The following is a 24,634-nucleotide window of genomic DNA, read 5'->3' as shown; positions in this document are numbered from 1 at the left end:
TCGTACATGTATACAAGAATTCTCGGTACGGGGAGCTACCTGCCCGTACAAGTGCGTACCAACGCCGATTTAGAAAGTATGGTTGAAACGTCTGATGAGTGGATTGTTTCCCGTACAGGCATTCGTGAACGTCGCATCGCTGCGCCGAATGAAAACGTGTCAACCATGGCGTTTGAAGCGGCGAAACATGCGCTTGAAATGTCTGGGCTTGATAAAAATGATATTGGCCTGATCGTTGTTGCCACCACATCGGCAACGCATGCGTTTCCAAGCGCGGCGTGTCAGGTTCAACAGATGCTGGATATCAAAGGCTGTGCGGCCTTTGACGTTGCCGCTGCCTGCGCAGGATTTACCTACGCGCTGAGCATTGCCGATCAGTACGTTAAAAACGGCGCGGTCAAACACGCGCTGGTGATCGGCTCTGATACCTTAAGTCGTACGCTGGATCCGACCGATCGCGGCACTGTTATCCTCTTTGGTGACGGGGCAGGCGCTGTTGTTCTTGGTGCCTCTGAAGAGGCGGGCATTCTTTCGACTCACATCCACGCAGATGGTCACTACGGTGAGTTACTGACTCTGCCAAATCGCCAACGTTACACCGAAGATCAGGCCTATCTGACCATGGCGGGTAACGAAGTGTTTAAAGTTGCCGTGACTGAATTAGCACATATCGTCGACGAATCTCTTGCCGCGAATAATCTTGAGCGTAGCGATTTGGATTGGCTGGTTCCGCATCAGGCGAACCTGCGTATTATCAGTGCAACCGCGAAAAAACTGGGTATGACGTTGGATAACGTGATCGTGACTCTTGACCGTCACGGTAATACGTCTGCGGCATCCGTGCCTTGCGCGTTAGATGAGGCCGTGCGTGATGGTCGCATTCAGCGTGGCCAACTGATTCTGCTTGAAGCTTTTGGTGGCGGTTTCACCTGGGGCTCTGCTTTGGTTCGTTTTTAATCGTTAAGGTTTTCTGACGTTGGCATAGGTGTTGTTACATAAGTTACAGGGTAACAATATTTAACCCGTTGGTATAAAAAGAATATCAGGAAAACAAACATGTCTAAATTCGCAATGGTGTTTCCAGGACAGGGCTCGCAAACCGTGGGTATGTTGGCCGATCTTGCGGCACAATTTCCGATTGTAGAGCAGACTTTTGCTGAGGCATCCGACGCATTGGGTTATGACCTGTGGAAACTGGTTCAGGAAGGCCCAGTTGAAGAGTTAAACAAAACTTGGCAGACACAGCCTGCGTTACTGGCGGCCTCCGTCGCGATTTATCGCGTATGGCAGCAGGAGAATGGTGCTCAGCCTGCAATGATGGCAGGTCATAGCCTCGGTGAGTATTCTGCGCTGGTATGTGCCGGTGTTCTGGATTTCAAACAGGCCATTCGTTTAGTTGAACTGCGCGGCAAGCTGATGCAGGAAGCTGTACCTGCGGGTACTGGCGCGATGTCTGCCATTATCGGTCTGGATAACGATGCTATTGCCAAGGCCTGTGAAGAGTCTGCTCAGGGTGAGGTTGTTTCTCCTGTGAACTTTAACTCTCCGGGACAAGTTGTTATTGCCGGCAATAAAGATGCCGTTGAGCGTGCTGGTGCCGCGTGTAAAGCGGCTGGCGCAAAACGTGCGCTGCCGTTGCCAGTTAGCGTGCCATCACATTGTGCATTGATGAAGCCTGCTGCTGATAAGCTTGCGATTGCGCTGCAGGGGATTGCCTTCAATGCGCCTAAGTTCCCCGTTGTGAATAACGTGGATGTTAAAACTGAAACCTCGCCTGACGCTATCCGTGACGCCTTGGTGCGTCAGCTGTATAGCCCAGTACGTTGGAGTGAATCAGTCGAATTTATGGCAGGTGAGGGCGTTGAGCACCTGCTGGAGGTTGGTCCGGGTAAAGTTCTAACCGGTCTGACCAAGCGTATTGTCGATACCATGACGGCAGCTGCGATTAACGACGCTGCGTCTGTATCTGCCGCGCTTGCACAATAAGAAGAGGAAAATGATGAGCTTCGAAGGAAAAATTGCACTGGTCACCGGCGCAAGCCGTGGTATTGGCCGCGCTATTGCTGAGACTTTAGTTGCCCGTGGTGCCCGTGTGATTGGCACTGCAACCAGTGATAAAGGCGCAGAAGATATTAGCGCTTATTTGGGCGAAAACGGCAAAGGTTTAAACCTGAACGTTGTTGATCCAGCTTCTATTGATGCAGTATTGAGCACCATCCGTGCTGAATTTGGCGAAATTGACATTTTGGTCAATAATGCCGGCATTACTCGTGATAACCTATTGATGCGTATGAAGGACGATGAGTGGCAGGATATCCTCGACACGAATCTGACTTCCGTATTCCGCCTGTCAAAAGCGGTTTTACGAGCTATGATGAAAAAACGCTGTGGCCGCATTATCACCATTGGCTCTGTTGTGGGTACAATGGGTAATGCTGGACAAGCAAACTACGCGGCCGCTAAAGCAGGTTTGATTGGCTTTAGTAAGTCTCTAGCACGAGAAGTTGCTTCTCGTGGCATTACCGTTAACGTCGTGGCTCCTGGTTTCATTGAGACCGATATGACACGTTCGCTAACGGAAGAGCAGCGTAAAGACATTCTGGCGCAGGTCCCAGCGAACCGTTTGGGTGATGCAAAAGAAATCGCTAACGCTGTTGCATTTTTAGCCTCGGATGAGGCTAGCTACATCACCGGTGAGACCTTACATGTCAATGGCGGCATGTATATGATCTAAAAATCACGAAAATAATTTGCGTTTTTTGAGGGAATGACCGCAAAATAACGCAAAATCGTGGTTTGACCAGCCGGGATTTAGTTGCATCTTTTTCAACTTTCAATACACTACGAAAACCATCGCGAAAGCGAGTTTTGATAGGAAATTTAAGAGTATGAGCACTATCGAAGAACGCGTTAAGAAAATCATTATCGAACAGCTGGGTGTTAAAGAAGACGAAGTCGTGAATGCTGCTTCCTTCGTTGACGATCTGGGTGCTGATTCTCTTGACACCGTTGAACTGGTTATGGCTCTGGAAGAAGAGTTTGATACTGAGATTCCGGACGAAGAAGCAGAAAAGATCACTACTGTTCAAGCAGCAATCGACTACATCGAATCTGCGAACAAGTAATCGAACACATCTAGGCGGTCACTCGACCGCCTACGTTTTTTCCTGCTCTCATAGAGTTTCAAATTAAATTCCCTCCCTGGAGGACAAGCGTGTCTAAGCGTCGAGTTGTTGTGACCGGACTGGGCATGTTGTCTCCTGTCGGTAATACAGTAGATTCCACATGGGATGCTATCGTAGCCGGGCAGAGTGGCATCAGCTTAATCGACCATTTCGATACTAGCGCCTATGCAACGCGTTTTGCTGGCTTAGTAAAGGATTTTAATAGTGAAGACTACATCTCGCGTAAAGATGCTCGCAAGATGGATGCCTTCATTCAGTACGGAGTCGCTGCCGGTATTCAGGCATTTAAAGATTCTGGGATTGAAGTAACTGAAGAAAATGCTCCACGTATCGGTGCCGCGATTGGTTCTGGTATCGGTGGACTTGGCCTGATTGAAGAAAACCACAGTGCGCTTGTTAAAGGCGGACCGCGTAAAATCAGCCCATTCTTCGTGCCTTCAACCATTGTAAATATGGTAGCCGGTCATCTGACTATCATGTTAGGTCTGCGTGGCCCAAGCATTTCTATTGCAACGGCATGTACTTCTGGTGTGCACAACATCGGACATGCAGCCCGTATGATCGCGTATAACGACGCAGACGTCATGCTGGCAGGTGGTGCAGAAAAAGCGAGTACACCTTTGGGTGTCGGTGGCTTTGGTGCCGCACGCGCACTGTCAACGCGTAACGATAACCCGCAAGCGGCAAGCCGCCCGTGGGATAAAGATCGTGACGGTTTCGTTCTCGGTGACGGTGCTGGTATTCTGGTTCTTGAAGAATACGAGCATGCGAAAGCGCGTGGTGCAAAAATTTATGCTGAAATCGTTGGTTTCGGTATGAGTAGCGATGCTTACCACATGACTTCTCCACCGGAAAACGGTGAAGGTGCAGCGCTGGCGATGGTGAATGCACTGCGTGATGCAGGCTTGAATCCATCTCAGGTTGGCTACATCAACGCTCACGGAACGTCTACTCCGGCGGGCGATAAAGCAGAAACGCAGGCAGTGAAAAGTGTATACGGCGCAGATGCCGCTAAAGTGATGGTCAGCTCCACCAAGTCTATGACGGGACACCTTCTGGGTGCCGCTGGTGCAGTTGAATCTATCTTTACTATTCTGACGCTGCGCGACCAAATTGTTGCGCCAACCATCAACCTGGATAACCCAGATGAAGGTTGTGATCTTGACTTTGTACCCGGCGAGGCTCGTCAGGTGAAAGGTTTGGAATATGCACTGTGTAACTCCTTCGGCTTTGGTGGCACTAACGGTTCTGTGATTTTTCGCAAAATCTAAAGTCGCTTAAGTTTTGAGATGTTATCTGCATCAATCAAATGGCCCTTATGGGGCCATTTTTTTTACCTACGCCTCTCAAAACGCTAAAATATGATTATCGCATCGAGGCAGAATGCCTTGGTCATCGTCGGGAGTTTGTGATGTTTTGGCTAAATGGAACACCTGCAGAGGTGATTTCGCTCGGTGACCGCGGTTTGCACTATGGCGATGGCTGTTTTACCACAGCTCGTTCTGTGCAAGGGCGAATCGATGATATTCACGCTCACCTCAGACGGATGCAGTCTGCCTGTTCGCGGTTATTTATTGAACCGGTTGATTGGACGGCTTGGCTCGCAGAATTTCGTCAAGCGGCGATTGAGACTGGGAATGGCGTGGTCAAAGCGATCATAACCCGGGGTAGCGGCGGACGGGGTTATTCTATTTCAGCGGTCGAAAACCCGCGCCGTATATTTTCAAGTGGCGCAATTCCGGCTCAGTATGCCCAGTGGCAAGAGGATGGCATCACGCTGGCTGTAAGTCCTATCCGCTTAGGTATCAATCCTTCTCTTGCTGGCATTAAACATCTCAACCGCCTAGAGCAGGTGCTGATTAAGGCAAAGCTTGAGCAGACGAGCGCCCATGAGGCGCTGGTGCTTGACAGCGAGGCTAGGCTAGTGGAATGCTGTGCGGCTAATTTATTCTGGCGTATTGGGCAACAGGTATTTACGCCAACGCTTGCCAACGCAGGCGTTGATGGGCTGATGCGTCAGCGCATTGTTCGCATTCTGGCTGAAAGTGAGTATGAATTAAGTATTGTCTCTGCATCCTTAGATGCGTTGCAAGACGCGGAAGAAGTGTTTATATGCAACTCTTTAATGCCGTTGTTGCCGGTGAATAAAGCGGGGGAGTATCGCTTTAGCTCACGGCAATTGGCGGACTATTTATTACCACAGTGTCTACTTCCTGTGTATGAGTCATGATTTGGCGGTTGAATGAAGAAAAAACTGTTTGGACTTCTTGTTGTCTGCATTCTTGTTTTGTTAGTCGCGCTGTTTTGGAGCTATCAACAAGTGCAGAAGTTTGCCCGAACGCCTTTGGCGATGACTCAAGAAACGCTGTTTAAACTGCCTGCGGGCACTGGCCGTGTGGCGCTAGAAGGCCTGCTGGTTAGAGATAAGCTCATTGCGCATCCTCGGTATTTCCCGTGGCTACTGCAGCTTGAGCCTGAATTGGCTAATTTTAAAGCGGGTACCTATCGCATTACACCTGGTATGACCGTGCGTGAATTTCTTGAACTGCTTAAAAGCGGCAAAGAAGCACAGTTCACGGTACGCTTCATTGAAGGAACGCGTTTTCAAGATTGGATGCAGGTCTTAGCTGCTTCGCCAAACCTGAAGCATGCGTTGGCGAACAAAGATGAAAACCAGATAGCCAAAATCTTGGGCATACCTGAAGGCCGCCCAATCGAAGGCTGGCTTTATCCTGATACGTATCATTACACCGCGGGTAATAGCGACGAGATGATACTTAAGCGGGCGTATAATCGCATGAGCAAAGAAGTTGACGAGATATGGCAGGATCGCGAGAAAAATCTGCCTTATAAGACACCTGAAGATCTGGTGACCATGGCGTCAATCATTGAAAAAGAAACCGGCGTTGGTGAAGAGCGCGGCAAAGTGGCATCGGTATTTATCAATCGCCTTCGTATTGGCATGCGTTTACAGACCGATCCTACGGTGATTTATGGTCTCGGCAAAAACTATAACGGTAATTTGACGCGGCGCGACTTACAGCAGCCAACCGCATACAATACCTACGTGATATCAGGACTGCCGCCAACGCCGATTGCCATGCCAAGCCGCGCCTCGTTAGAGGCCGCAGCGCACCCGGAAAAAACTTCTTATTTGTACTTTGTTGCAGATGGAAAAGGTGGACACGTATTTACCACTAATCTACAGAGCCATAATCAAGCCGTACGCAACTATTTGCAGGTGCTAAGGGAAAAGAATGAAAAGTAAGTTCATCGTGATTGAGGGTCTGGAAGGGGCCGGTAAGACAACGGCCCGCGATACCGTAGTAGATGAGCTTCGTCAGCACGGTATTGAAGAGATCGTTTTTACCCGTGAACCGGGTGGAACACCGTTAGCTGAAAAATTGCGCGATTTAGTTAAGCAAGGCGTTGAAAACGAAAAACTAACCGACAAAGCCGAAGTGCTGATGCTTTACGCTGCACGCGTTCAGTTGGTGGATAATGTGATCAAACCAGCGTTGGCTCGCGGAGCGTGGGTAGTAGGCGATCGTCACGATCTCTCATCTCAGGCTTATCAAGGCGGCGGCAGAGGGATTGACTCCCGTCTGATGCAGTCGCTGCGCGATACGGTATTAGGTGACTTTAAACCTGACTTAACGCTATATCTGGATTTACCTCCAGCGATAGGTTTAGAGCGAGCGCGTAGCCGTGGTGCATTAGATCGTATCGAACAGGAATCGCTGGCCTTTTTCGAACGCACAAGAGCGCGTTATTTGGCATTAGCCGAACAGGATGACAGCATTATCACCGTTGATGCCTCGCAAACCTTGCCCGAAGTGACGGCCTCTATCCGCACTGCGCTTCAGACATGGTTTAAGGATCAGGAGCAGCCCGCGTGAATTGGTATCCTTGGCTGACCGTACCATACCGTCAACTGGTTGCTCAGCATCAGAGTGGCCGTGGGCACCATGCTCTGTTGGTGCACGCGATTGCGGGCTGCGGCGACGATTCACTGATGTATGCATTAGGGCGCTGGCTGATGTGTCAGCGGCCAAATGGCGACAAAAGCTGCGGCGAGTGTCATAGCTGCCGTTTGATGCTGGCGGGTAACCATCCAGACTGGTACGACTTACAGCCAGAAAAAGGTAAATCGAGCCTTGGTATTGAGCCTGTTCGCCAAATTATCGAACATCTTTACAGCCATGCTCAGCAGGGCGGCGCTAAAGTCGTCCTGCTGCCGCGAGCTGAAACGCTGACGGAAGCGGCAGCGAATGCGTTGCTGAAAACGCTTGAAGAACCACCAGAGAAAACCTATTTTCTTTTGGGAACGCGTGAGCCAGCTAATTTGCTCGCTACGTTACGTAGCCGTTGTTTTTATATGCATCTTGCTGTACCTGAAGAATCATTGAGCTTACGCTGGCTTCAAAGCCAACAGCCGGGCGATGAGCTGGCTATGCGTACCGCATTACGCTTGAACGGTGGCGCGCCTGTGGCAGCCTTGAGCCTGCTTGAGCCAAATAGTTGGAAGCAACGTCTTCAGCTGTGTCAGGGTTTGCAGCAAGCGATCCCTCAGCGTCAGTGGATGCAGTTATTACCACTGTTAAATCACGATAATGTGCATGAACGGCTAACATGGCTATGTGCTTTATTGCTCGATGCGATGAAATTGCAGCAGGGAGCAACGGCTGCCCTTGCAAATCTTGATCAACAGCCGTTGGTTTATCAACTGGCGTCGACCCAGGCAACAACGATTTTGCAGCAACAGCTAGAGCAATGGATATTCTGCCGCCATCAGCTTCTCACTACCACAGGGCTCAACCGCGAGCTAATGCTCACTCGCCAGCTTTGTCTGTGGAGCGACTCCTTTCCTCCTAGCGCGTAGCCGTGCCCTCGGGGTTCTCTACGCGATCCGTGATTAATATCAGGTTAAAATTTATGTACTTAGTTGACTCCCATTGCCATTTAGATGGTCTGGATTATGAAAATCTGCACAAAAGTGTTGATAGCGTTTTAGCTGATGCCAAAGCGCGCGATGTTGGTTTTGTGCTGGCTGTGGCAACGACGTTGCCGGGTTATCGAGCAATGCGTGAGCAAATCGGACCGCGCGACAATGTGGCTTTTTCCTGCGGTGTCCATCCCCTGAATTTGGACGGGGGCTATGACTATGACGAACTGCGTCAATTAGCGAGCGCCCCAGAAGTGGTTGCGATGGGTGAAACTGGCCTCGATTATTTCTATCAGAAAGACAATATCCCCCTGCAGCAGGAGTCTTTTCGTCAGCATATCCGCATTGGCCGTGAGCTACACAAACCCGTGATCGTGCATACGCGTGATGCGCGGCAGGATACGTTAGATATTCTGCGTGAAGAGCAGGTGAGCGAGTGTGGCGGTGTGCTGCATTGCTTTACTGAAGATCAGGAAACAGCGCGGCAATTACTTGATATGGGCTTCTATATTTCATTTTCTGGCATTGTAACGTTCCGTAATGCGGATGCGCTGCGTGAAGTCGCCCGCTATGTTCCTGCAGATCGTATGTTGGTGGAAACCGACTCGCCTTATCTCGCTCCCGTGCCTCACCGTGGCAAAGAGAACCAACCCGCCTATGTACGCGATGTCGCTGAGTATCTTGCGGTATTGAAGGGGATGACTCCGGATGATTTAGCCCGGCAAACAACAGACAATTTCAGCCGTTTGTTTGGCGTAACATTGCCAACACATGGTTAAAGTCTATTTATTTTATTGCTCGTAATTAATCGTTCAAGCAGGTATCTTGCTGTTCGAAAATGTTTACATGGCTATTTTCATGAAACCATTTTGGTGATTTTTTAACACTTTTTTGTCAAAAATGTTATTCAGATCTCTGTAATTATGGAAACGTGACAGCCATCAAACATCTTGCAGGTTATTTATTTTACCCTGCGTAAAAATTAAAGGAGTGCTAAGACACTTCTAGGCGTTCAGGTTCTCTTCCTGTCCGCGGCGTGACTCTCGGGCATACGAGAGCAGGCTAATAAAAGAGCACTATTTATTCAGGAGCACTCTCAATTATGTTCAAAAACGCATTCGCAAACCTGCAGAAAGTGGGTAAGTCGCTAATGCTGCCAGTTTCCGTATTACCCATTGCAGGTATTCTGCTGGGTGTCGGTTCTGCCAACTTTAGCTGGCTACCTGCGGTAGTTTCCCATGTGATGGCTGAAGCCGGTGGCTCAGTATTCGCAAACATGCCGCTGATTTTTGCTATAGGTGTTGCGCTCGGCTTTACTAACAATGACGGCGTCTCTGCGCTGGCGGCGGTAGTGGCCTACGGCATTATGGTGAAAACCATGGCTGTGGTTGCGCCTCTGGTTCTGCACATGCCTGCCGAAGAGATCGTCGCGAAGCACTTAGCCGATACTGGTGTGCTGGGTGGGATCATCGCGGGTTCTATTGCCGCCTATATGTTCAACCGTTTCTACCGCATCAAACTTCCTGAATATCTGGGCTTCTTTGCCGGTAAACGTTTTGTTCCGATCATCTCTGGTCTGGCTGCTATTTTCTTGGGCATTGTGCTGTCCTTTATTTGGCCTCCAGTCGGAACCGCGATCCAAACCTTCTCACAGTGGGCGGCTTACCAAAACCCTGTTGTTGCCTTTGGCATCTACGGTTTGGTTGAGCGTTCACTGGTTCCATTTGGTTTACACCATATTTGGAACGTACCTTTCCAAATGCAGATCGGTGAGTTCACCAATGCGGCAGGTCAGGTATTCCACGGTGATATCCCTCGCTATATGGCAGGCGATCCAACCGCGGGTAAACTGTCAGGTGGCTTCCTGTTCAAAATGTACGGTCTGCCTGCTGCAGCGATTGCTATTTGGCATTCTGCTAAGCCAGAAAATCGTGCCAAAGTCGGTGGGATCATGATCTCTGCTGCGTTGACCTCGTTCTTGACGGGTATCACCGAGCCGATTGAATTCTCCTTCATGTTCGTGGCACCGATTCTGTATGCCATTCACGCGATTCTGGCGGGGCTAGCTTTCCCAATCTGTATTCTGTTGGGCATGCGTGACGGTACAAGTTTCTCTCATGGCCTGATCGACTTTATCGTTCTGAGTGGCAACAGCAGCAAAATCTGGCTATTCCCGATTGTGGGTATTATCTACGGTCTGGTGTACTACACGATTTTCCGTGTGTTGATTACTAAGCTGAACCTAAAAACGCCAGGTCGTGAAGATTCATCTTCCGAACAGAGTGCTCAGAGCAATGACGGTATGTCTGCTGCACTGGTGGCTGCATTCGGTGGTAAAGACAACATCACAAACCTTGATGCGTGTATCACTCGTCTGCGTGTGAGCGTGGCAGATGTGGCTAAAGTGGATCAGGCTGGCCTGAAGAAACTGGGTGCTGCGGGTGTGGTTGTTGCGGGTTCTGGCGTTCAGGCTATCTTCGGTACAAAATCCGATAACCTGAAAACTGATATGGATGAGTACATCCGTAGTCACTGATCCTGCAATATCACTAAGCGCGTATTAAAAAGGAGGCCAATGGCCTCCTTTGTTGTCTCTGTAGCGATATCAGCAACAGATCACATCGATATATTTTAATCGAGTAAGTGACCCATCTTTGCGGCTTTCGTCGACAGATAGCGTTCATTCTTAGGGTTACGGCCCACGATTAACGGCACGCGTTCGGTAATGTTGATACCGGCCTCTGTCAGAATTTCTACTTTCTTTGGATTGTTCGTCAGCAAACGCACTTGATCAACGCCCAGCAGTTTGAACATATCTGCGCAGAGGGTGAAATCGCGTTCGTCAGCGGCAAATCCTAACTGATGGTTAGCTTCAACCGTATCTGCGCCTTTATCTTGTAAGGCGTAAGCGCGAATTTTGTTGAGCAGGCCGATATTGCGGCCTTCTTGACGGTGGTAAAGCAAGATCCCACGACCTTCTTCAGCAATGTGCTCAAGCGCCGCTTCAAGCTGAAAACCACAGTCGCAGCGTAGGCTGAATAGGGCGTCGCCGGTTAAACACTCGGAGTGCACACGTGAAAGCACCGGCGTTGAGCCAGACACATCACCATAAACTAATGCCAGATGGTCATGGCCGGTGGCAATCTCTTCAAAGCCGACCATCAAAAAATCACCCCAAGGTGTCGGCAGTTTTGCTTCAGCCACTCGTTTAAGCTGCATGTTGATCTCCACAACTACATCTTTTAGATACTGTCCATAACGGACATCGGTTATTGTGCGCCGCCGATGCAGGTGAGTGCAGGCACAACCGAAGTAAATCCGGTAAAACCGAATCGTTAATAGGGTGCCTATTTTGCCACAAGTCGCGTCGATACAGCAGTTTTCGCTGAAGGACACGTATTATTTGTTTCAACCGGTCAATAAAACACCGCTCGGCAATTCCTGATAGGCTTCATTGATATGGTGTTGCTACACTGAATAATCAATAGAAAGAAAGGATTAATTGATGTTACAGATTGCAAAACGTACCACTTTGGGCCTGATTGTGCTGCTGGCGATGCCGGTGAGCGTTTGGCTGTGCGGCTGGAAATGGCAGCCCGGTGATTCAAACAACGTGCTCAAAGCTCTCTATGCAATGACTGAAACAGTGACTGCGCCGTGGGGTATTCTCACGTGTTTAATCCTTGGCTGCTGGTTTTTATGGTGTTTACGCTTTCGGATCAAAGCGACGATAATCTTATTTATTATACTGATGGCAACGGTGTTGGTAGGGCAGGCGATTAAATCGACAATCAAAGGCTGGGTGCAAGAACCTCGGCCTTTTGTTTTGTGGCTAGAAGGTGAACATGGCGTTGATGCTCAGGCGTTTTATGCGCTCAAACGTGCAGAGCGCAGCAATCTTGTCACTGAACAACTGTTGCATGAAATACGGATCCCGCAGTGGCTGAAAGGCCATTGGGCGTTTGAAACTGGCTTTGCTTTTCCTTCAGGCCACACGACGTTTGCTGCAACGTGGGCACTACTCGCGTTCGGCCTGTTGTTGCCGCGCCGCCACTATGTTTCAACGGGATTAATCGCCATCTGGGCAATAGGCGTAATGGGGAGCCGTTTGGTATTAGGGATGCACTGGCCCATAGATTTAATTGTTGCCTGCGCGATAAGCTGGGTACTAGTCACTCTTTCTTGCGTACTGGTGCAACGGTGGTGCGGTTCTCTTGGCATCAGTGTGCCTGAGTCTCAGGAGATTCGTGCTCGTACGGCAGAGAAGTAAGGCTGAATAACGCTTGAATTTTTAGGCATTTGGCCCCATATGATCCTAATATTTATCTATTCTTCCGTGTGGCGCTTGGGTATCTCATTGGAGAATGGCATGATGTTGTTAGGGTGAGCACGCTGTTAAAACAGGGTTTTAGTGCTACGTGGGGTTTCCCTACAATATAACTAAATGATAATTTAACCATTCGGGTGCTGTTTTCTTTGGCATAATTCATCCGACTAACCTGATTTACAGGAAGAAATGTGAAATATCTGCTGATTTTTTTGGTTGTTTTAGCCATCTTTGTGCTTTCGGTCACATTGGGTGCGCATAACGATCAGGCTGTTACGTTTAACTATTTAATTGCTCAGGGCGAATACCGCCTGTCAACGTTGCTGGCCACATTGTTTGCAGCCGGATTCATTTTGGGTTGGGTTATCTGCGGCCTGTTTTATGTCCGAGTGCGTTTAGGTTTAGCGCGCGCTGAACGAAAAATTCGTCGACTGGAACAGCAAGCAGCGTCATCTGAGCCAGACAACCTCGCACCTTCTGCGACGCCGAAGGAATAGAGACTATGTTAGAGCTGCTGTTTCTGCTTCTTCCCGTTGCTGCCGCTTATGGTTGGTATATGGGACGCAGAAGTGCTCAGCAGGATAAGCAACAGGAAGCGAGCCGACTTTCACGTGAATACGTGGCTGGGGTGAACTTTCTGCTTTCTAACCAGCAGGACAAAGCGGTCGATCTGTTCCTTGATATGCTTAAAGAGGACAGCAATACGGTCGAAGCGCATCTTACGTTAGGTAACTTATTCCGCTCGCGTGGCGAGGTCGACCGCGCCATCCGTATCCATCAGTCCTTGATGGAGAGTGCTTCTTTGACTTTCGATCAGCGTTTGCTGGCCGTGCAGCAGCTTGGCCGTGACTATATGGCCGCCGGTTTGTACGATCGCGCTGAGGAAATGTTTAATCAGCTTATTGATGAACAGGATTTTAAAGTCTCCGCGTTGCAACAGCTGTTGATCATCCATCAAGCGACCAGCGATTGGCAAAAAGCCATCGATGTTGCTGAGAAGCTAGTGAAGCTGGGAAAAGATCAACAACGCACCGAAATTGCGCATTTTTACTGTGAGCTGTCATTGCAGGCAATGGGCAGCGATGATTTAGATCGCGCTATGACGCTGTTAAAAAAAGCGGCCTCTGCGGATAAAAACTGTGCTCGCGTATCGGTGATGTTTGGCCGTATTTATATTGCCAAAAATGAGCCCGCGAAGGCGGTTGAAGCGTTGTCTCAGGTATTAGAGCAAGACAAAGAGCTGGTCAGCGAAGTCTTGCCAATGATGCAAGAATGTTACCAGCAACTCAACCAGCCGGATCAGTGGGTTTCATTTTTACGTCGCTGTGTAGAAGAAAATACTGGCGCAACCGCAGAGCTGATGCTGGCCGAAGTCTTGGAGCAAAATGAAGGTATCGAGGTGGCTCAGGTGTATGTGGGCCGCCAAATACAGCGCCATCCAACTATGCGTACCTTCCATCGCTTGATGGATTACCATCTGGCAGAAGCCGAAGACGGTAGGGCAAAAGAAAGTTTGCAGCTACTGCGTGATATGGTTGGTGAGCAAATTCGAACCAAGCCTCGCTACCGTTGCATGAAGTGCGGTTTTACCGCGCACACCATGTATTGGCATTGCCCATCGTGTCGTGCGTGGTCCACCATCAAGCCTATTCGTGGGCTCGATGGCCAGTAATTCTTTGCCGTTCGCCTCTCTCTGCGCTAGGCACATTGTCTAACGCTGTGTACAATGCCCTCCCTGATAAAGGCCTTATTTCATTTACCGCCAGCTTCAGGGAGTCGCAATGTCCATTTCTACGCCATCTCAGGCAAACGCTATCACGTCACCGATCCTAGTCGCTCTTGATTATGCCGATAAAAATGCTGCTTTAGCATTTGTCGACAATATCGATCCGCGTGACTGTCGCCTTAAAGTCGGCAAAGAAATGTTTACCCTGTTTGGCCCGCAGTTCGTGCGCGAATTACAGCAGCGCCAGTTTGAAATTTTCCTCGATTTAAAATTCCACGATATTCCCAATACCGCTGCCCATGCCGTGGCAGCAGCGGCAGAGCTAGGGGTTTGGATGGTCAACATCCATGCCAGCGGCGGAGCGCGCATGATGACAGCGGCCCGTGAAGCATTGCTACCGTTTGGAAAAGATGCGCCACTGCTCATTGCTGTGACGGTGCTAACCAGCATGGAAGCACAGGATTTGCGCGGTATCGGCATCGAGCTATCACCTGCTGATTATGCTGAGCGTCTGGCACTGCTGACGAAAGAGTGTGGTTTAGACGGCGTGGTTTGCTCAGCACATGAAGCAACTCGCTTGAAAGCGAGCTGCGGACAGGCGTTTAAATTGGTTACACCGGGCATTCGACCTGCGGGAAGTTCAGCAGGCGATCAGCGCAGAATTATGACTCCGGTTGAAGCCGCTAAAGCGGGCGTGGACTATATGGTGATTGGGCGTCCGATCACCCAATCTCCTGCGCCGGCAGAAACATTGCGCGAAATATTAAAATCGTTAGCTTAAGCAGGACATATTCTAACCATGCAAGACAAAAACAGCAGACTGGTTTACTCAACTGAAACTGGGCGAATTGATGAAGAGAAGGCGGTTGTCGCGCGCCCAAAAGGCGACGGCATCGTCCGCATTCAACGCCAGACCAGCGGTCGTAAAGGCAAAGGTGTTTGCCTGATTAGCGGTTTAGATCTTGACGATACGGCCTTGCAAACGCTAGCTGCAGAACTTAAGAAGAAGTGTGGTTGCGGTGGGGCAGTGAAAGAGGGTGTGATTGAAATTCAAGGCGACAAACGGGATTTGCTCAAGCAACTTCTTGAGGCCAAAGGTCATAAGGTGAAGTTGGCCGGCGGCTGATTAGCGATTTTATTGTTTAAATCGTTTTAATCAAAAAAGGGCTGATATAAACATCAGCCCACAGCTAACTCGTATTATTTGCCAACCTGATGGCCGATGATCCCGCCAACAGCGGCACCACCCACGGTACCTAATGCGCTACCGTCGGTAAGAACGGCACCACCTAAGGCCCCCGCACCAGCACCAATCGCGGTGTTACGATCGCGTTTAGACCAGTTTGAACAAGCACTTAAAGAGGCAACCAGCGTCACTGCCAGTGCTGCCGCTGCAAAACGTTTCATTGTTGTATTCATCACTTACTCCTTTTAAGCTTCTGACGATTATATTTCCATATAAGTATAGGACATGCTTCGTTCAGAAAAATAGTTGTTGGTTATTGGTAATCCAGAACGTAATGCTTAACATTGGCCATATCAACAAAATATAATTCTGCTAATTACCGTTATGTCTATGAGGCTTAGTATATTCACTTGGTAAATTCAAAACAGGTAAATATTCTTATTTTGAATTATTGATATGAACGAATTGTGCTCTCAATGCGGTTGCTCATGCTCTCAATTCTTCTCATTTAGCCAATTCCCCAGTGTTTTGTAGCCAGTTTTCCCATACCCACGCTAATCCTTGTTCTAGACAATAGCGCTATCAACGCGGGAGATAAGCGATGCTCGAACAATTGAAACAGCAGGTGCTGGCAGCTAATTTGGCGCTGCCCAAATATGGTCTAGTGACGTTTACGTGGGGCAACGTCAGCGGCATCGATCGCGCTACGGGGCTGATGGTGATTAAGCCTTCCGGTGTCGAATATGCAGGAATGAACGCGGAAGATATGGTGGTGGTCGATGTGGCATCAGGCGCAGTGGTTGAGGGGAAATGGAAGCCATCTTCGGATACCGAAACCCACCGAGGTCTATATTTAGCCTTTCAGAATATTGGCGGAATTGTGCATACGCATTCACGTCATGCAACGATTTGGTCTCAGGCGGGACGAGATATCCCTGCGTGGGGCACAACCCATGCAGATTATTACTATGGAAACATCCCCTGCACGCGGTTGATGACGCCTGAAGAGATTCAACATGACTATGAATGGGAAACCGGTCAGGTGATTATTCAGACGTTCCAAGAGCGTCATATTGATGCTGAACAGATGCCTGCGGTTTTGGTGCATTCGCATGGGCCATTTGCTTGGGGCAAAGATCCCATTGACGCGGTGCATAACGCCGTGGTGCTTGAGGAAGTCGCCTATATGGGGATTTTCTCGCAGCAGCTAAGCCCTCAGCTACCGGATATGCAACAAACGTTGCTGGATAAACACTATTTACGTAAGCATGGCGCTAATGCTTATTACGGCCAGTAGACATCTCTGACTCTCATCTTTCATCTTTCATCGAAATGAGCGCTTTGGCGCTCTTTTTTGATCTCCGATTCTTCGCGTTAATTAACTGATTTCATGGCTAAATAATCACACTAGTGAAATTATTTTTACCCCGTCATCTGTTGCATTCCTGTTATTTCTTCTCATGGTGATTGTTCTGACGCTAATTAAAATTGCGATATAGATCACACAAGAAGGTTTTGTGCGCTGGCTCACATTGCAAGTTTATGTAAAGGCGCTGACAATGTTACCGATAACAATTACCGGTAACATTGACGTGGGTTTACGTGCCAGCGTCAACAAAACACTAAATGTCTGGAGCCAGTCAATGAAAAACACACAAAAGCCCCATTACGTGTATGTGGTTATGGGCGTATCTGGCAGCGGTAAATCGGCTGTCGCAAGTGCGGTGTCCCAAAAATTATCGTGTGGCTTTTTAGATGGCGATTTTTTGCACCCGCGCAGCAATATTAACAAAATGTCAGAAGGGCATGCGTTGAACGACGAAGATCGTGCACCTTGGCTGAGTGCGCTAAACGATGCGGCATTTGCCATGCAGCGCACCAACGATGTTTCAATTATCGTTTGCTCCGCACTGAAAAAACGCTATCGCGACCGCTTGCGTGAAGGCAATGGGAATCTCTCTTTTGTGTATATGGATGGCGATTTTGACCTTATCGAATCCCGTATGAAAGCACGTAAAGGACATTTCTTTAAACCTCAGATGTTGGTTTCCCAATTTGAGGCGCTGGAAGTGCCTGATTCAGACGAACAGGATGTTTGTGCCATTGATATTAATCAACCGCTCGACGCCGTCATTGCTGACACGTTGAAACACATCCAACAACGCTCTAATCAGGGATAATTCTGTGGATACCATGACTCTTGTCGGCACCGCTGTCGGCTCTGTACTGCTTCTCCTTTTTTTAGTGATGAAAGCGCGTTTACATGCTTTTGTCGCGCTGATGCTGGTGTCGATTGGCGCAGGTATTTTTTCTGGCATGCCGCTGAGTAAAATTACTCAGGCCATGCAGGATGGTATGGGCGGCACTCTGGGCTTCCTGACTATCGTTGTGGCTCTTGGTGCGATGTTTGGCAAAATCCTGCATGAGACAGGGGCATTGGACCAGATTGCAGCCCATTTGCTGAAAAGCTTTGGTGAGAAACGCGCCCATTACGCTTTGGGTATTGCCGGTTTGGTGTGTGCGCTGCCGCTATTCTTTGACGTGGCGATTGTGCTGTTGATTGGTGTGGTTTTTGCCGTAGCGCGTCGTACTAACGGCAACGTGGTAAAAATGGCGATCCCGCTGTTCGCCGGTGTTGCGAGCGCGGCGGCATTCTTGCTGCCAGGGCCAGTACCGATGCTGTTAGCTGCACAGATGAATGCAGATTTTGGCTGGATGATTGCGATTGGTTTGGTGGCTGCGATTCTGGGGATGCTGTTGGCGGGCCCTCTGTTTGGTAACTTCATCAGCAAACGTGTTAGCTGGCCAATGCCAGAAGAAGAAAACGCACCGGTATTAGATAAATCAAACATGCCTTCATTTGGCCTGAGCTTGGCGTTGGTGCTTTGTCCGTTGGTACTGGTGGGGATGAAAACCATTGGTGCCCGCTTCGTAACACCAAACACAAATTTATATGATTGGTTAGAGTTTATCGGTCATCCATTTACCGCGATCCTGATTGCCTGCCTAGTTGTTATTTACGGCTTGGCAAAACCACGCGGCATGAGCAAAGAGCAGATCATGTCTATTTGCTCTGCGGCGATTCAGCCCGCGGGTATTATCCTGTTGATGACCGGTGCGGGCGGTGTGTTTAAACAAATTCTGGTCGATTCAGGCGTTGGCCCTGCGCTGGGTGATGCTTTGATTGGTGCCGGTTTACCGATTGCCGTGGCGTGTTTTGTATTGTCAGCCGCAGTGCGTGTGATCCAAGGTTCTGCAACCGTTGCGTGTTTAACGACGGTAGGCTTAGTTTTACCAGTGACCACTCAGCTTGGTCTGAACGGCGGTCAACTGGCGGCGCTGGCTATCTGTATTGCAGGTGGTTCGATTGTACTGAGCCACGTGAACGATGCGGGCTTCTGGCTGTTCGGTAAATTTACCGGCGCTAACGAACTGCAAACGTTGAAAACATGGACCGTGATGGAAACTATTCTGGGCACCGTGGGTGGCGTTGTCGGAATGATCGCATTCACGCTGTTCTAAGCATCATGCGATGAAAAAGCCCATGGGAGTTATCCCGTGGGCTTTTTTTTGTCTCTATTTAACCGAACAGTGTTCAATATCTATTCTGATTTAAACGAAAAATTAACAAAGTAGTGGCTGCTTAATGTGAGCTTCGGTATCCTGCTCACCTCATTTATTATGTGATTCAAGTCACTATTTCTTGCGTATTCAACGTCAGAGATTCTTCAGATATTAAGGGTAGCCATGTCTACATCAACGCCGTCAGCGGCACCATCACCCATTGCTCATCGGCGCGGGGCAGAGCTCGCACTGGCCGTTGGTGGTTTTGGCATTGGTACCGGCGAGTTTGCCATTATGGGATTACTGCCGAATGTCGCAAAGGATTTAGTCATCTCTATTCCGCAGGCGGGGCACGTGATCAGCATTTATGCGCTGGGCGTGGTGATTGGTGCTCCGGTGATTGCGACTTTGGCCGCGAGGCTTTCTCGCCGGACGCTATTACTCCTGTTGATGGTGCTGTTTGCCGTTGGCAATATTGCTAGCGCACTGAGTTCTAGCTACGGAAATCTGATGGTGTTTCGCTTTATCAGCGGATTACCGCACGGGGCCTATTTTGGTGTGGCATCGCTGGTGGCCGCATCGATGGCGGGCGTGGGGCAACGCGCGAAAGCGGTGGGACGCGTAATGCTGGGCCTAACGTTGGCTACGCTGTTAGGCTCGCCTTTGGCAACATGGATTGGCCAGTTGATGGGCTGGCGTGCGGCGTTTGTTATGGTGGGTGTGATTGGGGCACTAACGGCGCTGCTCGTCATGTTATGGCTGCCAAAAGATAAGGTTGAAGAAGGTGCAAGCCCGCTGCGTGAGTTGGGTGCACTAAAACGTAAGCAGGTTTGGCTCACGCTCGGTATTGCTGCAGTTGGCTCTGGTGGCCTCTTTGCAGTTTTCAGTTACATCGCCCCTACGCTTATTCATCAAACAGGCCTGTCACCGTCGAGTGTACCTCTGGTGCTGATTGTGTTTGGCGTTGGTATGATTTTAGGGAATATCTTTGGTTCTCGCTTGGCAGACCGTTCTTTGATGGGCACGATTGTTGGCGTATTGATTTGGAACGTGGTTATCCTGACGACGTTCTATCTGGTGGCGGATATCGCGTGGGCGACGATATTGGTTGTGCTGCTCACCGGAGGCAGTTTTGCCCTAGTTCCGGCTTTACAAACTCGTCTGATGGACGTCGCTGAAGATGCACAAACGCTGGCTGCAGCCTTGAATCATTCCGCGTTCAATATTGCTAATGCATTAGGTGCTTGGTTAGGCGGCGTAAGCATTGCCGCCGGTTTTGGCTGGTCATCTACCGGTTGGGTAGGCGCTGGTTTAGCCGCGGGCGGGATATTGCTGTTCTTGTGGTCATACTACTCAGATCCGGATATCAAACCTAAAAAATCGCGCCGTAACAAAAGCATTCGCAGCGTCGAACTTTAACATCATTTCATGTCTGGTCGATGATGGTTGAATGGAATAAGGTGGCAAGTCTCTGATTTTGAGCCAGACTTAGGTTATGTCGTTCTGCCGCAGTTTGGCAGAACCACCAACACACATTATGCTTATCGCAGTATCAATGGTGCTACGAGCTGAACAACACCAAGGAGTGCTGATGAAGATTCGAGAACTCATTTATCTTTTTGATCCGCTTTGCGGCTGGTGCTACGGTGCTTCACCGAAAATTAGCCAACTGGTGAAGGATAACGATTTTCACGTAACATTTCGTCCCACTGGGCTTTTTGCACGTGAAGGTGCGCGTGACATGACGCCTGAGTTTGCCCAATATGCATGGCAAAATGACATGCGCATTGAGTCATCAACGGGTCAGGTATTTAGCGAGGCGTATCGAGAAAACGTTTTGAATCAGGGGGGGGTATTTGACTCCTTTGCGTCAACGCTAGCGATGATTGCCGCCGGTACAATTGAGCCAGAGCGCGCAGGTGATGTGCTTAAAACATTGCAAAAGGCACGATACGTTGAGGGGCTTGATAACACAAGCACTAAAAGCGTGGTTGAAATTCTGGAACGTGAAGGGTTTGAGACCGAAGCGTTAGCGGTGGCGCGTCCAACCGAAGAGCTATTGCGCCGTTACGAACATAGCCTGCGTGAAACGCAAACATTGTTAGATAGACATAATATTAACGGTGTTCCCGCGTTGATCGTTGTAGGCGAACAGGGGGAGCGATCAATTCCGGCAGCCAAACTCTTCGCGCCATACGCGGAATTAAAAGCGGAGTTACTGCGTTACGAAGGTTTCTGAGTTGTATTTCGTCCTGTAAGACAGCTGAAGCTGATGTCTTACAGGACAAAATGCGTAATTTATTGAGCCGGTGTTTGGCGCTTTTTACGTATAACCACCACGATCGTTCCTACCAACCCGCTTATTAACAGCACAATCGGTAAAATCATCAAACAGGTCATCACCTGATCTTCATGGCGTTTAACAAACGGAATGTAGCTGATGGCTAATCCCACGCCGGTGACAGAGCAAACCCACAGCAGCGCACTGAGCCAGTTGAACACTTGGAATCGCGCGTTCTTTAAGCCAGATATACCTGCAATGGTAGGCAAAATGGTGCGCACGAATGCCAAAAAGCGGCCAACGAGTAGAGCAACTAATCCGTGCTTGTGGAACATATGGTAAGCGCGCTGGTGATAATGCGCCGGAAGCTGTACTAGCCATCCTTGCACCAATTTAGTATCGCCAAGCCAACGCCCTTGGATATAACTCATCCAACACCCGAGACTTGATGCGATGATTAAGACGCTGAGAGTGGGGAAAAAGGGCAGAACGCCTTTGGCGATTAATGCACCAGCCAGTAATAGCAGGCTGTCACCCGGCAAAAATGCGGCAGGAAGAAGCCCATTTTCCAGTAGCAGCGTAGTGAACAAAATACCGTAAATTGCCCAAATCATTTTGGGATCGCTTAGCACACTGAAATCTTGTTCCCACAGTGCGTGTAGGATCTCTTTGATTACTTCCATTACTCTACCTTAATAACCGCGTACGATATCCGCTCAAAAACACTTAATACCAGTCCATTCATTGTATGCTAAATGGAACGAAGTTTCGGGGATAACCGCACATCAATTTATCGCTTATTGATGTTCACACTGACAAAGAGATTCTTTTTCCAAAATACAGCTTAGGAAGGCTCAGCGCCTAAAGCTGGCGCATTTTACCATGTTTTTAGTATGACAAATGTAAATCTAAGGAAATAGGGTGTTGGGATGTGATTGCGATCGTGGTCGCAGATACAGCAAGGCACCCATAAAGGGTGCCTTGGGATCTCAACCGATTGAAAAGCGATCGATATTAGATTTCGACGTTTTTCATCATGCGGCGTACAGGGTAAATCAACAGCGTTAGTACTGCGGCGCAAATGACCAGAGCGATGGAGCAGCGAGCAAATAGGTCAGGTAGCATATCAAGCTGGTCCGCTTTAACCTGACCGCCGATCAAGCCAGCAGCAAGGTTACCCAGAGAGCTAGCACAGAACCACAGCCCCATCACCTGTCCACGCATTCGATCGGGAGCCAGTAATGTCATGGTCGCCAGCCCGATTGGACTTAGGCAAAGTTCACCCAGCGTTAACAGCAGAATGCTCCCCACTAGCCAGAACGGCGATACAGATTGGCTACTGGCCAATACATCCTGCGCGGCCAAAATCATGATGCCAAACCCTGCGGCGGCAAAAAGAATACCGATAACAAATTTCACCATACTGCTTGGCTGCATCTGGCGGCGGCCCAGTGCAGGCCATAACCAGCTAAACAGCGGTGCAAGGATGATGATAAACAGGGCGTTCAGCGACTGGAACCATACGGTTGGGATTTCAAAGTCACCAAACTGGCGCTGGGTATAATCATTGGCAAACAGGTTGAATGAGGTCGGCTTCTGTTCAAACGCAGACCAGAAGAAGGCCGCAGAAACCAGCAAAATAAAGCAGACCAGCAAACGAACACGCTCTTCCGATGCTAATCCCGCAAAGGCGAACAGATAGACAAAGTACAGCGTCACGGAAGCGGCGATAACGTATACCATCACGCTGGCAATTAAGACGGGATTAATTGGAATGACATCGTTTGCCAGCAGGCCAATCAAAACGATGGCAATCACGGCCAAAACAGAAATCCAGCGGCCAACGTTTTTGCGTTCAACAACGGCATGATTCCAGCTAGATCCCAAACCGACTTCACGATCGTAGCGGCGCATGGAAGGTACCGCGAAGAAGCGGAAAATCAGCAACGCAACCAGCATGCCTAGACCGCCAATACCGAAGCCCCAATGCCAGCCTTTTTCACCTACGAGTAAACCGGTTACCAGCGGCGCAATGAATGAGCCTAGGTTAATTCCCATATAAAAGAGCGAGAATCCGCCATCGCGGCGAGTGTCACCGTCTTTATAGAGGGTGCCCACCATGACCGAAATACAGGTTTTAAATAAACCGGTTCCCAGAACGATAAGCAGCAGACCCACGAAGAATAGGGTATTGCCCCAAAGCGCGGAAAGCGCAATGGCTAAATGACCAAGCGCAATGAGAATCGAACCGTACCAAACAGCTCTACGCTGGCCTAACCAGTTGTCGGCTAACCAACCGCCCGGCAGCGCCGCCAGATACATGCTACCGGCGAAAATACCAACGATAGCCGAGGCTTGTTCACGAGGAATGCCCATTCCGCCTTCATAAACACTGGCGGCCATAAACAGGATAAGTAGCGGGCGGATCCCGTAAAAGGAGAAGCGTTCCCACATCTCGGTAAAGAATAAAGACCCGAGCGGATAGGGATGACCGAGGAAAGTACGGCCTTGCTGTGTTTTATCAGAGGATTGCATGTTGTATTCCCATTAACTATACGCAAAGAACGAGAGCGTATGATTGATAACTTAAAAACTTAATATTTAACTCATTGTATTTATAGTATTTATTAATGAACTGTTCGGCTTTTGCCATGTTATTCGAGTATTCATTAATAATACGGGATTTGGAAACTAACATAGATTTATAGGCGTGGTCATCTTTTTATCATCAAAATCGTTGTTTTGTGAACAGTTATTTGGTCTTTTGTAACGAAAATGAGGTGTAAAGCAGGGTAAACATCGTTAATGGTACGGTTTTTCCGCTGTGAATCTCTATTGCATGGGGCTTTTGATGACAAATGGCTTTTTTGAAGGGTATGTCTTTGAGAAGAGAAGTTTTGAAAAAGCGCTATTTAACGTTGCAAATAGCGCTTGTAGATAGGAGAAATTAAGCAAGCAGTAAGGGGAGATTAACGCAGAGCCTGATTACTGGCGACAGAGTAACGTCCGCTACCTAGCAACATGATGATGATGCCACCCATGAAGTACAGCATTTCGTTTTCCAGTCCCCAAGCACCGACGTCGGTCAGGGTGAAAAATTTACCGGTACCGACCATCAGGGTGGCAACCAGCAGGTTAACGGCGTAAATCAGCGCTGCCGGACGTGTGAAAAGACCCAAAACCATCAGCACTGGCGTAACGATTTCGCCTATAAATACCCCATAGGCGACAAATCCAGGCACACCCTGCGCCTGTAGCATCTCAGAAATCCAACCAACGCCGTGCTCGATTTTGGCAACACCGTGAAAAAGCATTAATAAACCAAAGGTGAGACGCAGCAATAGCTTTCCGCCGTCTGGATGATCGGTTAAACGTGTGAAAGCCTGATTTAGCGAGGTGAGCATACTTACATCCTTTGTA

General features: G+C 49.1%; 26 protein-coding genes. 21 read left to right on the top strand and 5 right to left on the bottom strand.

The genetic code is table 11. The annotated features are described in order from the left end of the window. Positions 1-6: 6 nt before the first annotated feature. From AB3Y96_RS13475 to ptsG, 11 genes are all read left to right on the top strand, one after another. Complete coding sequence (locus AB3Y96_RS13475) at positions 7-957, top strand: beta-ketoacyl-ACP synthase III (protein WP_367299428.1); 951 nt, start codon at positions 7-9, stop codon at positions 955-957. A gap of 99 nt (positions 958-1,056) precedes the next feature. Next, positions 1,057-1,986 (top strand): ACP S-malonyltransferase, encoded by a 930-nt coding sequence (gene fabD / locus AB3Y96_RS13470; RefSeq protein ID WP_367299427.1) that lies wholly within the window; start codon positions 1,057-1,059, stop codon positions 1,984-1,986. 13 nt (positions 1,987-1,999) lie between these two features. Further along, complete coding sequence (gene fabG, locus AB3Y96_RS13465; RefSeq protein ID WP_367300320.1) at positions 2,000-2,734, top strand: 3-oxoacyl-ACP reductase FabG; 735 nt, start codon at positions 2,000-2,002, stop codon at positions 2,732-2,734. 154 nt (positions 2,735-2,888) lie between these two features. Beyond that, complete coding sequence (gene acpP, locus AB3Y96_RS13460; RefSeq protein ID WP_004092933.1) at positions 2,889-3,125, top strand: acyl carrier protein; 237 nt, start codon at positions 2,889-2,891, stop codon at positions 3,123-3,125. Between the two features lie 89 nt (positions 3,126-3,214). Continuing rightward, positions 3,215-4,456: a beta-ketoacyl-ACP synthase II gene (gene fabF / locus AB3Y96_RS13455; protein ID WP_072308679.1), complete on the top strand. Its 1,242-nt coding sequence runs from the start codon at positions 3,215-3,217 to the stop codon at positions 4,454-4,456. Positions 4,457-4,596: 140 nt separating this feature from the next. Further along, positions 4,597-5,415 (top strand): aminodeoxychorismate lyase, encoded by an 819-nt coding sequence (pabC, locus tag AB3Y96_RS13450; RefSeq protein WP_367299426.1) that lies wholly within the window; start codon positions 4,597-4,599, stop codon positions 5,413-5,415. A gap of 12 nt (positions 5,416-5,427) precedes the next feature. Continuing rightward, positions 5,428-6,453: an endolytic transglycosylase MltG gene (gene mltG / locus AB3Y96_RS13445; protein WP_367299425.1), complete on the top strand. Its 1,026-nt coding sequence runs from the start codon at positions 5,428-5,430 to the stop codon at positions 6,451-6,453. After that, positions 6,443-7,084: a dTMP kinase gene (gene tmk, locus AB3Y96_RS13440; RefSeq protein ID WP_367299424.1), complete on the top strand. Its 642-nt coding sequence runs from the start codon at positions 6,443-6,445 to the stop codon at positions 7,082-7,084. The genes mltG and tmk overlap by 11 nt, the downstream gene beginning before the upstream one ends. Beyond that, positions 7,081-8,067, top strand: coding sequence for a DNA polymerase III subunit delta' (holB, locus tag AB3Y96_RS13435; RefSeq protein ID WP_367299423.1), 987 nt, complete (start codon positions 7,081-7,083; stop codon positions 8,065-8,067). The genes tmk and holB overlap by 4 nt, the downstream gene beginning before the upstream one ends. A 53-nt stretch (positions 8,068-8,120) precedes the next feature. Then, positions 8,121-8,909: a metal-dependent hydrolase gene (locus AB3Y96_RS13430; RefSeq protein ID WP_367299422.1), complete on the top strand. Its 789-nt coding sequence runs from the start codon at positions 8,121-8,123 to the stop codon at positions 8,907-8,909. A gap of 323 nt (positions 8,910-9,232) precedes the next feature. After that, complete coding sequence (ptsG, locus tag AB3Y96_RS13425; protein ID WP_046449145.1) at positions 9,233-10,666, top strand: PTS glucose transporter subunit IIBC; 1,434 nt, start codon at positions 9,233-9,235, stop codon at positions 10,664-10,666. A 95-nt stretch (positions 10,667-10,761) separates the two neighbouring features. On the opposite strand, the gene ribA is transcribed toward ptsG, so the two are convergent. Beyond that, positions 10,762-11,349: a GTP cyclohydrolase II gene (gene ribA, locus AB3Y96_RS13420; protein WP_025797168.1), complete on the bottom strand. Its 588-nt coding sequence runs from the start codon at positions 11,347-11,349 to the stop codon at positions 10,762-10,764. Positions 11,350-11,635: 286 nt separating this feature from the next. Between ribA and pgpB the strand changes: the two genes are divergently transcribed. The 5 genes from pgpB to yciH all read left to right on the top strand — a co-directional run bounded on the left by pgpB (position 11,636) and on the right by yciH (position 15,309). Then, positions 11,636-12,400, top strand: coding sequence for a phosphatidylglycerophosphatase B (gene pgpB, locus AB3Y96_RS13415; protein ID WP_072308684.1), 765 nt, complete (start codon positions 11,636-11,638; stop codon positions 12,398-12,400). 248 nt (positions 12,401-12,648) lie between these two features. Beyond that, a complete protein-coding gene (locus tag AB3Y96_RS13410; protein WP_072308685.1) occupies positions 12,649-12,954 on the top strand; it encodes a LapA family protein in 306 nt (101 codons plus the stop codon). A gap of 5 nt (positions 12,955-12,959) precedes the next feature. Beyond that, the gene (lapB, locus tag AB3Y96_RS13405; RefSeq protein ID WP_072308686.1) at positions 12,960-14,129 is read left to right on the top strand and encodes a lipopolysaccharide assembly protein LapB; all 1,170 of its coding nucleotides are present in this window, start codon (positions 12,960-12,962) and stop codon (positions 14,127-14,129) included. 109 nt (positions 14,130-14,238) lie between these two features. Continuing rightward, positions 14,239-14,964, top strand: coding sequence for an orotidine-5'-phosphate decarboxylase (gene pyrF, locus AB3Y96_RS13400; RefSeq protein WP_367299421.1), 726 nt, complete (start codon positions 14,239-14,241; stop codon positions 14,962-14,964). Between the two features lie 18 nt (positions 14,965-14,982). Continuing rightward, positions 14,983-15,309, top strand: coding sequence for a stress response translation initiation inhibitor YciH (gene yciH / locus AB3Y96_RS13395; protein WP_367299420.1), 327 nt, complete (start codon positions 14,983-14,985; stop codon positions 15,307-15,309). Positions 15,310-15,383: 74 nt separating this feature from the next. Here yciH and osmB read toward each other — a convergent pair whose 3' ends face one another. After that, the gene (gene osmB / locus AB3Y96_RS13390; protein ID WP_004092957.1) at positions 15,384-15,602 is read right to left on the bottom strand and encodes an osmotically-inducible lipoprotein OsmB; all 219 of its coding nucleotides are present in this window, start codon (positions 15,600-15,602) and stop codon (positions 15,384-15,386) included. A 368-nt stretch (positions 15,603-15,970) separates the two neighbouring features. On the opposite strand from osmB, the gene araD reads away from it, so the two are divergent. The 5 genes from araD (at position 15,971) to AB3Y96_RS13365 (ending at position 21,172) form a co-directional block, all read left to right on the top strand. Continuing rightward, positions 15,971-16,666, top strand: a complete 696-nt coding sequence (gene araD, locus AB3Y96_RS13385) for an L-ribulose-5-phosphate 4-epimerase (RefSeq protein ID WP_367299419.1) — start codon at positions 15,971-15,973, stop codon at positions 16,664-16,666. Positions 16,667-17,012: 346 nt separating this feature from the next. Then, positions 17,013-17,549 carry a gluconokinase gene (gene gntK / locus AB3Y96_RS13380; protein WP_025797156.1) on the top strand — a complete coding sequence of 179 codons (537 nt, stop codon included), beginning with the start codon at positions 17,013-17,015 and terminating at the stop codon, positions 17,547-17,549. Positions 17,550-17,553: 4 nt separating this feature from the next. Beyond that, on the top strand, positions 17,554-18,891 hold the full coding sequence (gntU, locus tag AB3Y96_RS13375) for a gluconate transporter (RefSeq protein ID WP_025797154.1): 1,338 nt from the start codon (positions 17,554-17,556) through the stop codon (positions 18,889-18,891). Positions 18,892-19,116: 225 nt separating this feature from the next. Beyond that, positions 19,117-20,352: an MFS transporter gene (locus AB3Y96_RS13370; RefSeq protein ID WP_367299418.1), complete on the top strand. Its 1,236-nt coding sequence runs from the start codon at positions 19,117-19,119 to the stop codon at positions 20,350-20,352. Positions 20,353-20,524: 172 nt separating this feature from the next. Next, the gene (locus AB3Y96_RS13365; RefSeq protein WP_367299417.1) at positions 20,525-21,172 is read left to right on the top strand and encodes a DsbA family protein; all 648 of its coding nucleotides are present in this window, start codon (positions 20,525-20,527) and stop codon (positions 21,170-21,172) included. 59 nt (positions 21,173-21,231) lie between these two features. Here the strand turns inward: AB3Y96_RS13365 and AB3Y96_RS13360 are convergent, their stop codons facing one another. The 3 genes from AB3Y96_RS13360 to AB3Y96_RS13350 form a co-directional block, all read right to left on the bottom strand. After that, positions 21,232-21,897: a DedA family protein gene (locus AB3Y96_RS13360; RefSeq protein WP_072308692.1), complete on the bottom strand. Its 666-nt coding sequence runs from the start codon at positions 21,895-21,897 to the stop codon at positions 21,232-21,234. Between the two features lie 331 nt (positions 21,898-22,228). Beyond that, positions 22,229-23,749: a peptide MFS transporter gene (locus AB3Y96_RS13355; RefSeq protein ID WP_367299416.1), complete on the bottom strand. Its 1,521-nt coding sequence runs from the start codon at positions 23,747-23,749 to the stop codon at positions 22,229-22,231. A gap of 434 nt (positions 23,750-24,183) precedes the next feature. Further along, a complete protein-coding gene (locus AB3Y96_RS13350) occupies positions 24,184-24,618 on the bottom strand; it encodes a DoxX family protein (RefSeq protein ID WP_367299415.1) in 435 nt (144 codons plus the stop codon). Positions 24,619-24,634: the final 16 nt, after the last annotated feature.

Origin of the sequence: Hafnia alvei, assembly GCF_964063325.1 — a bacterium.
Lineage (GTDB): Bacteria > Pseudomonadota > Gammaproteobacteria > Enterobacterales > Enterobacteriaceae > Hafnia > Hafnia alvei_B.
Note: the sequence above shows the minus strand (reverse complement) of the source record. Positions and strands in the feature narration are given on the sequence as shown.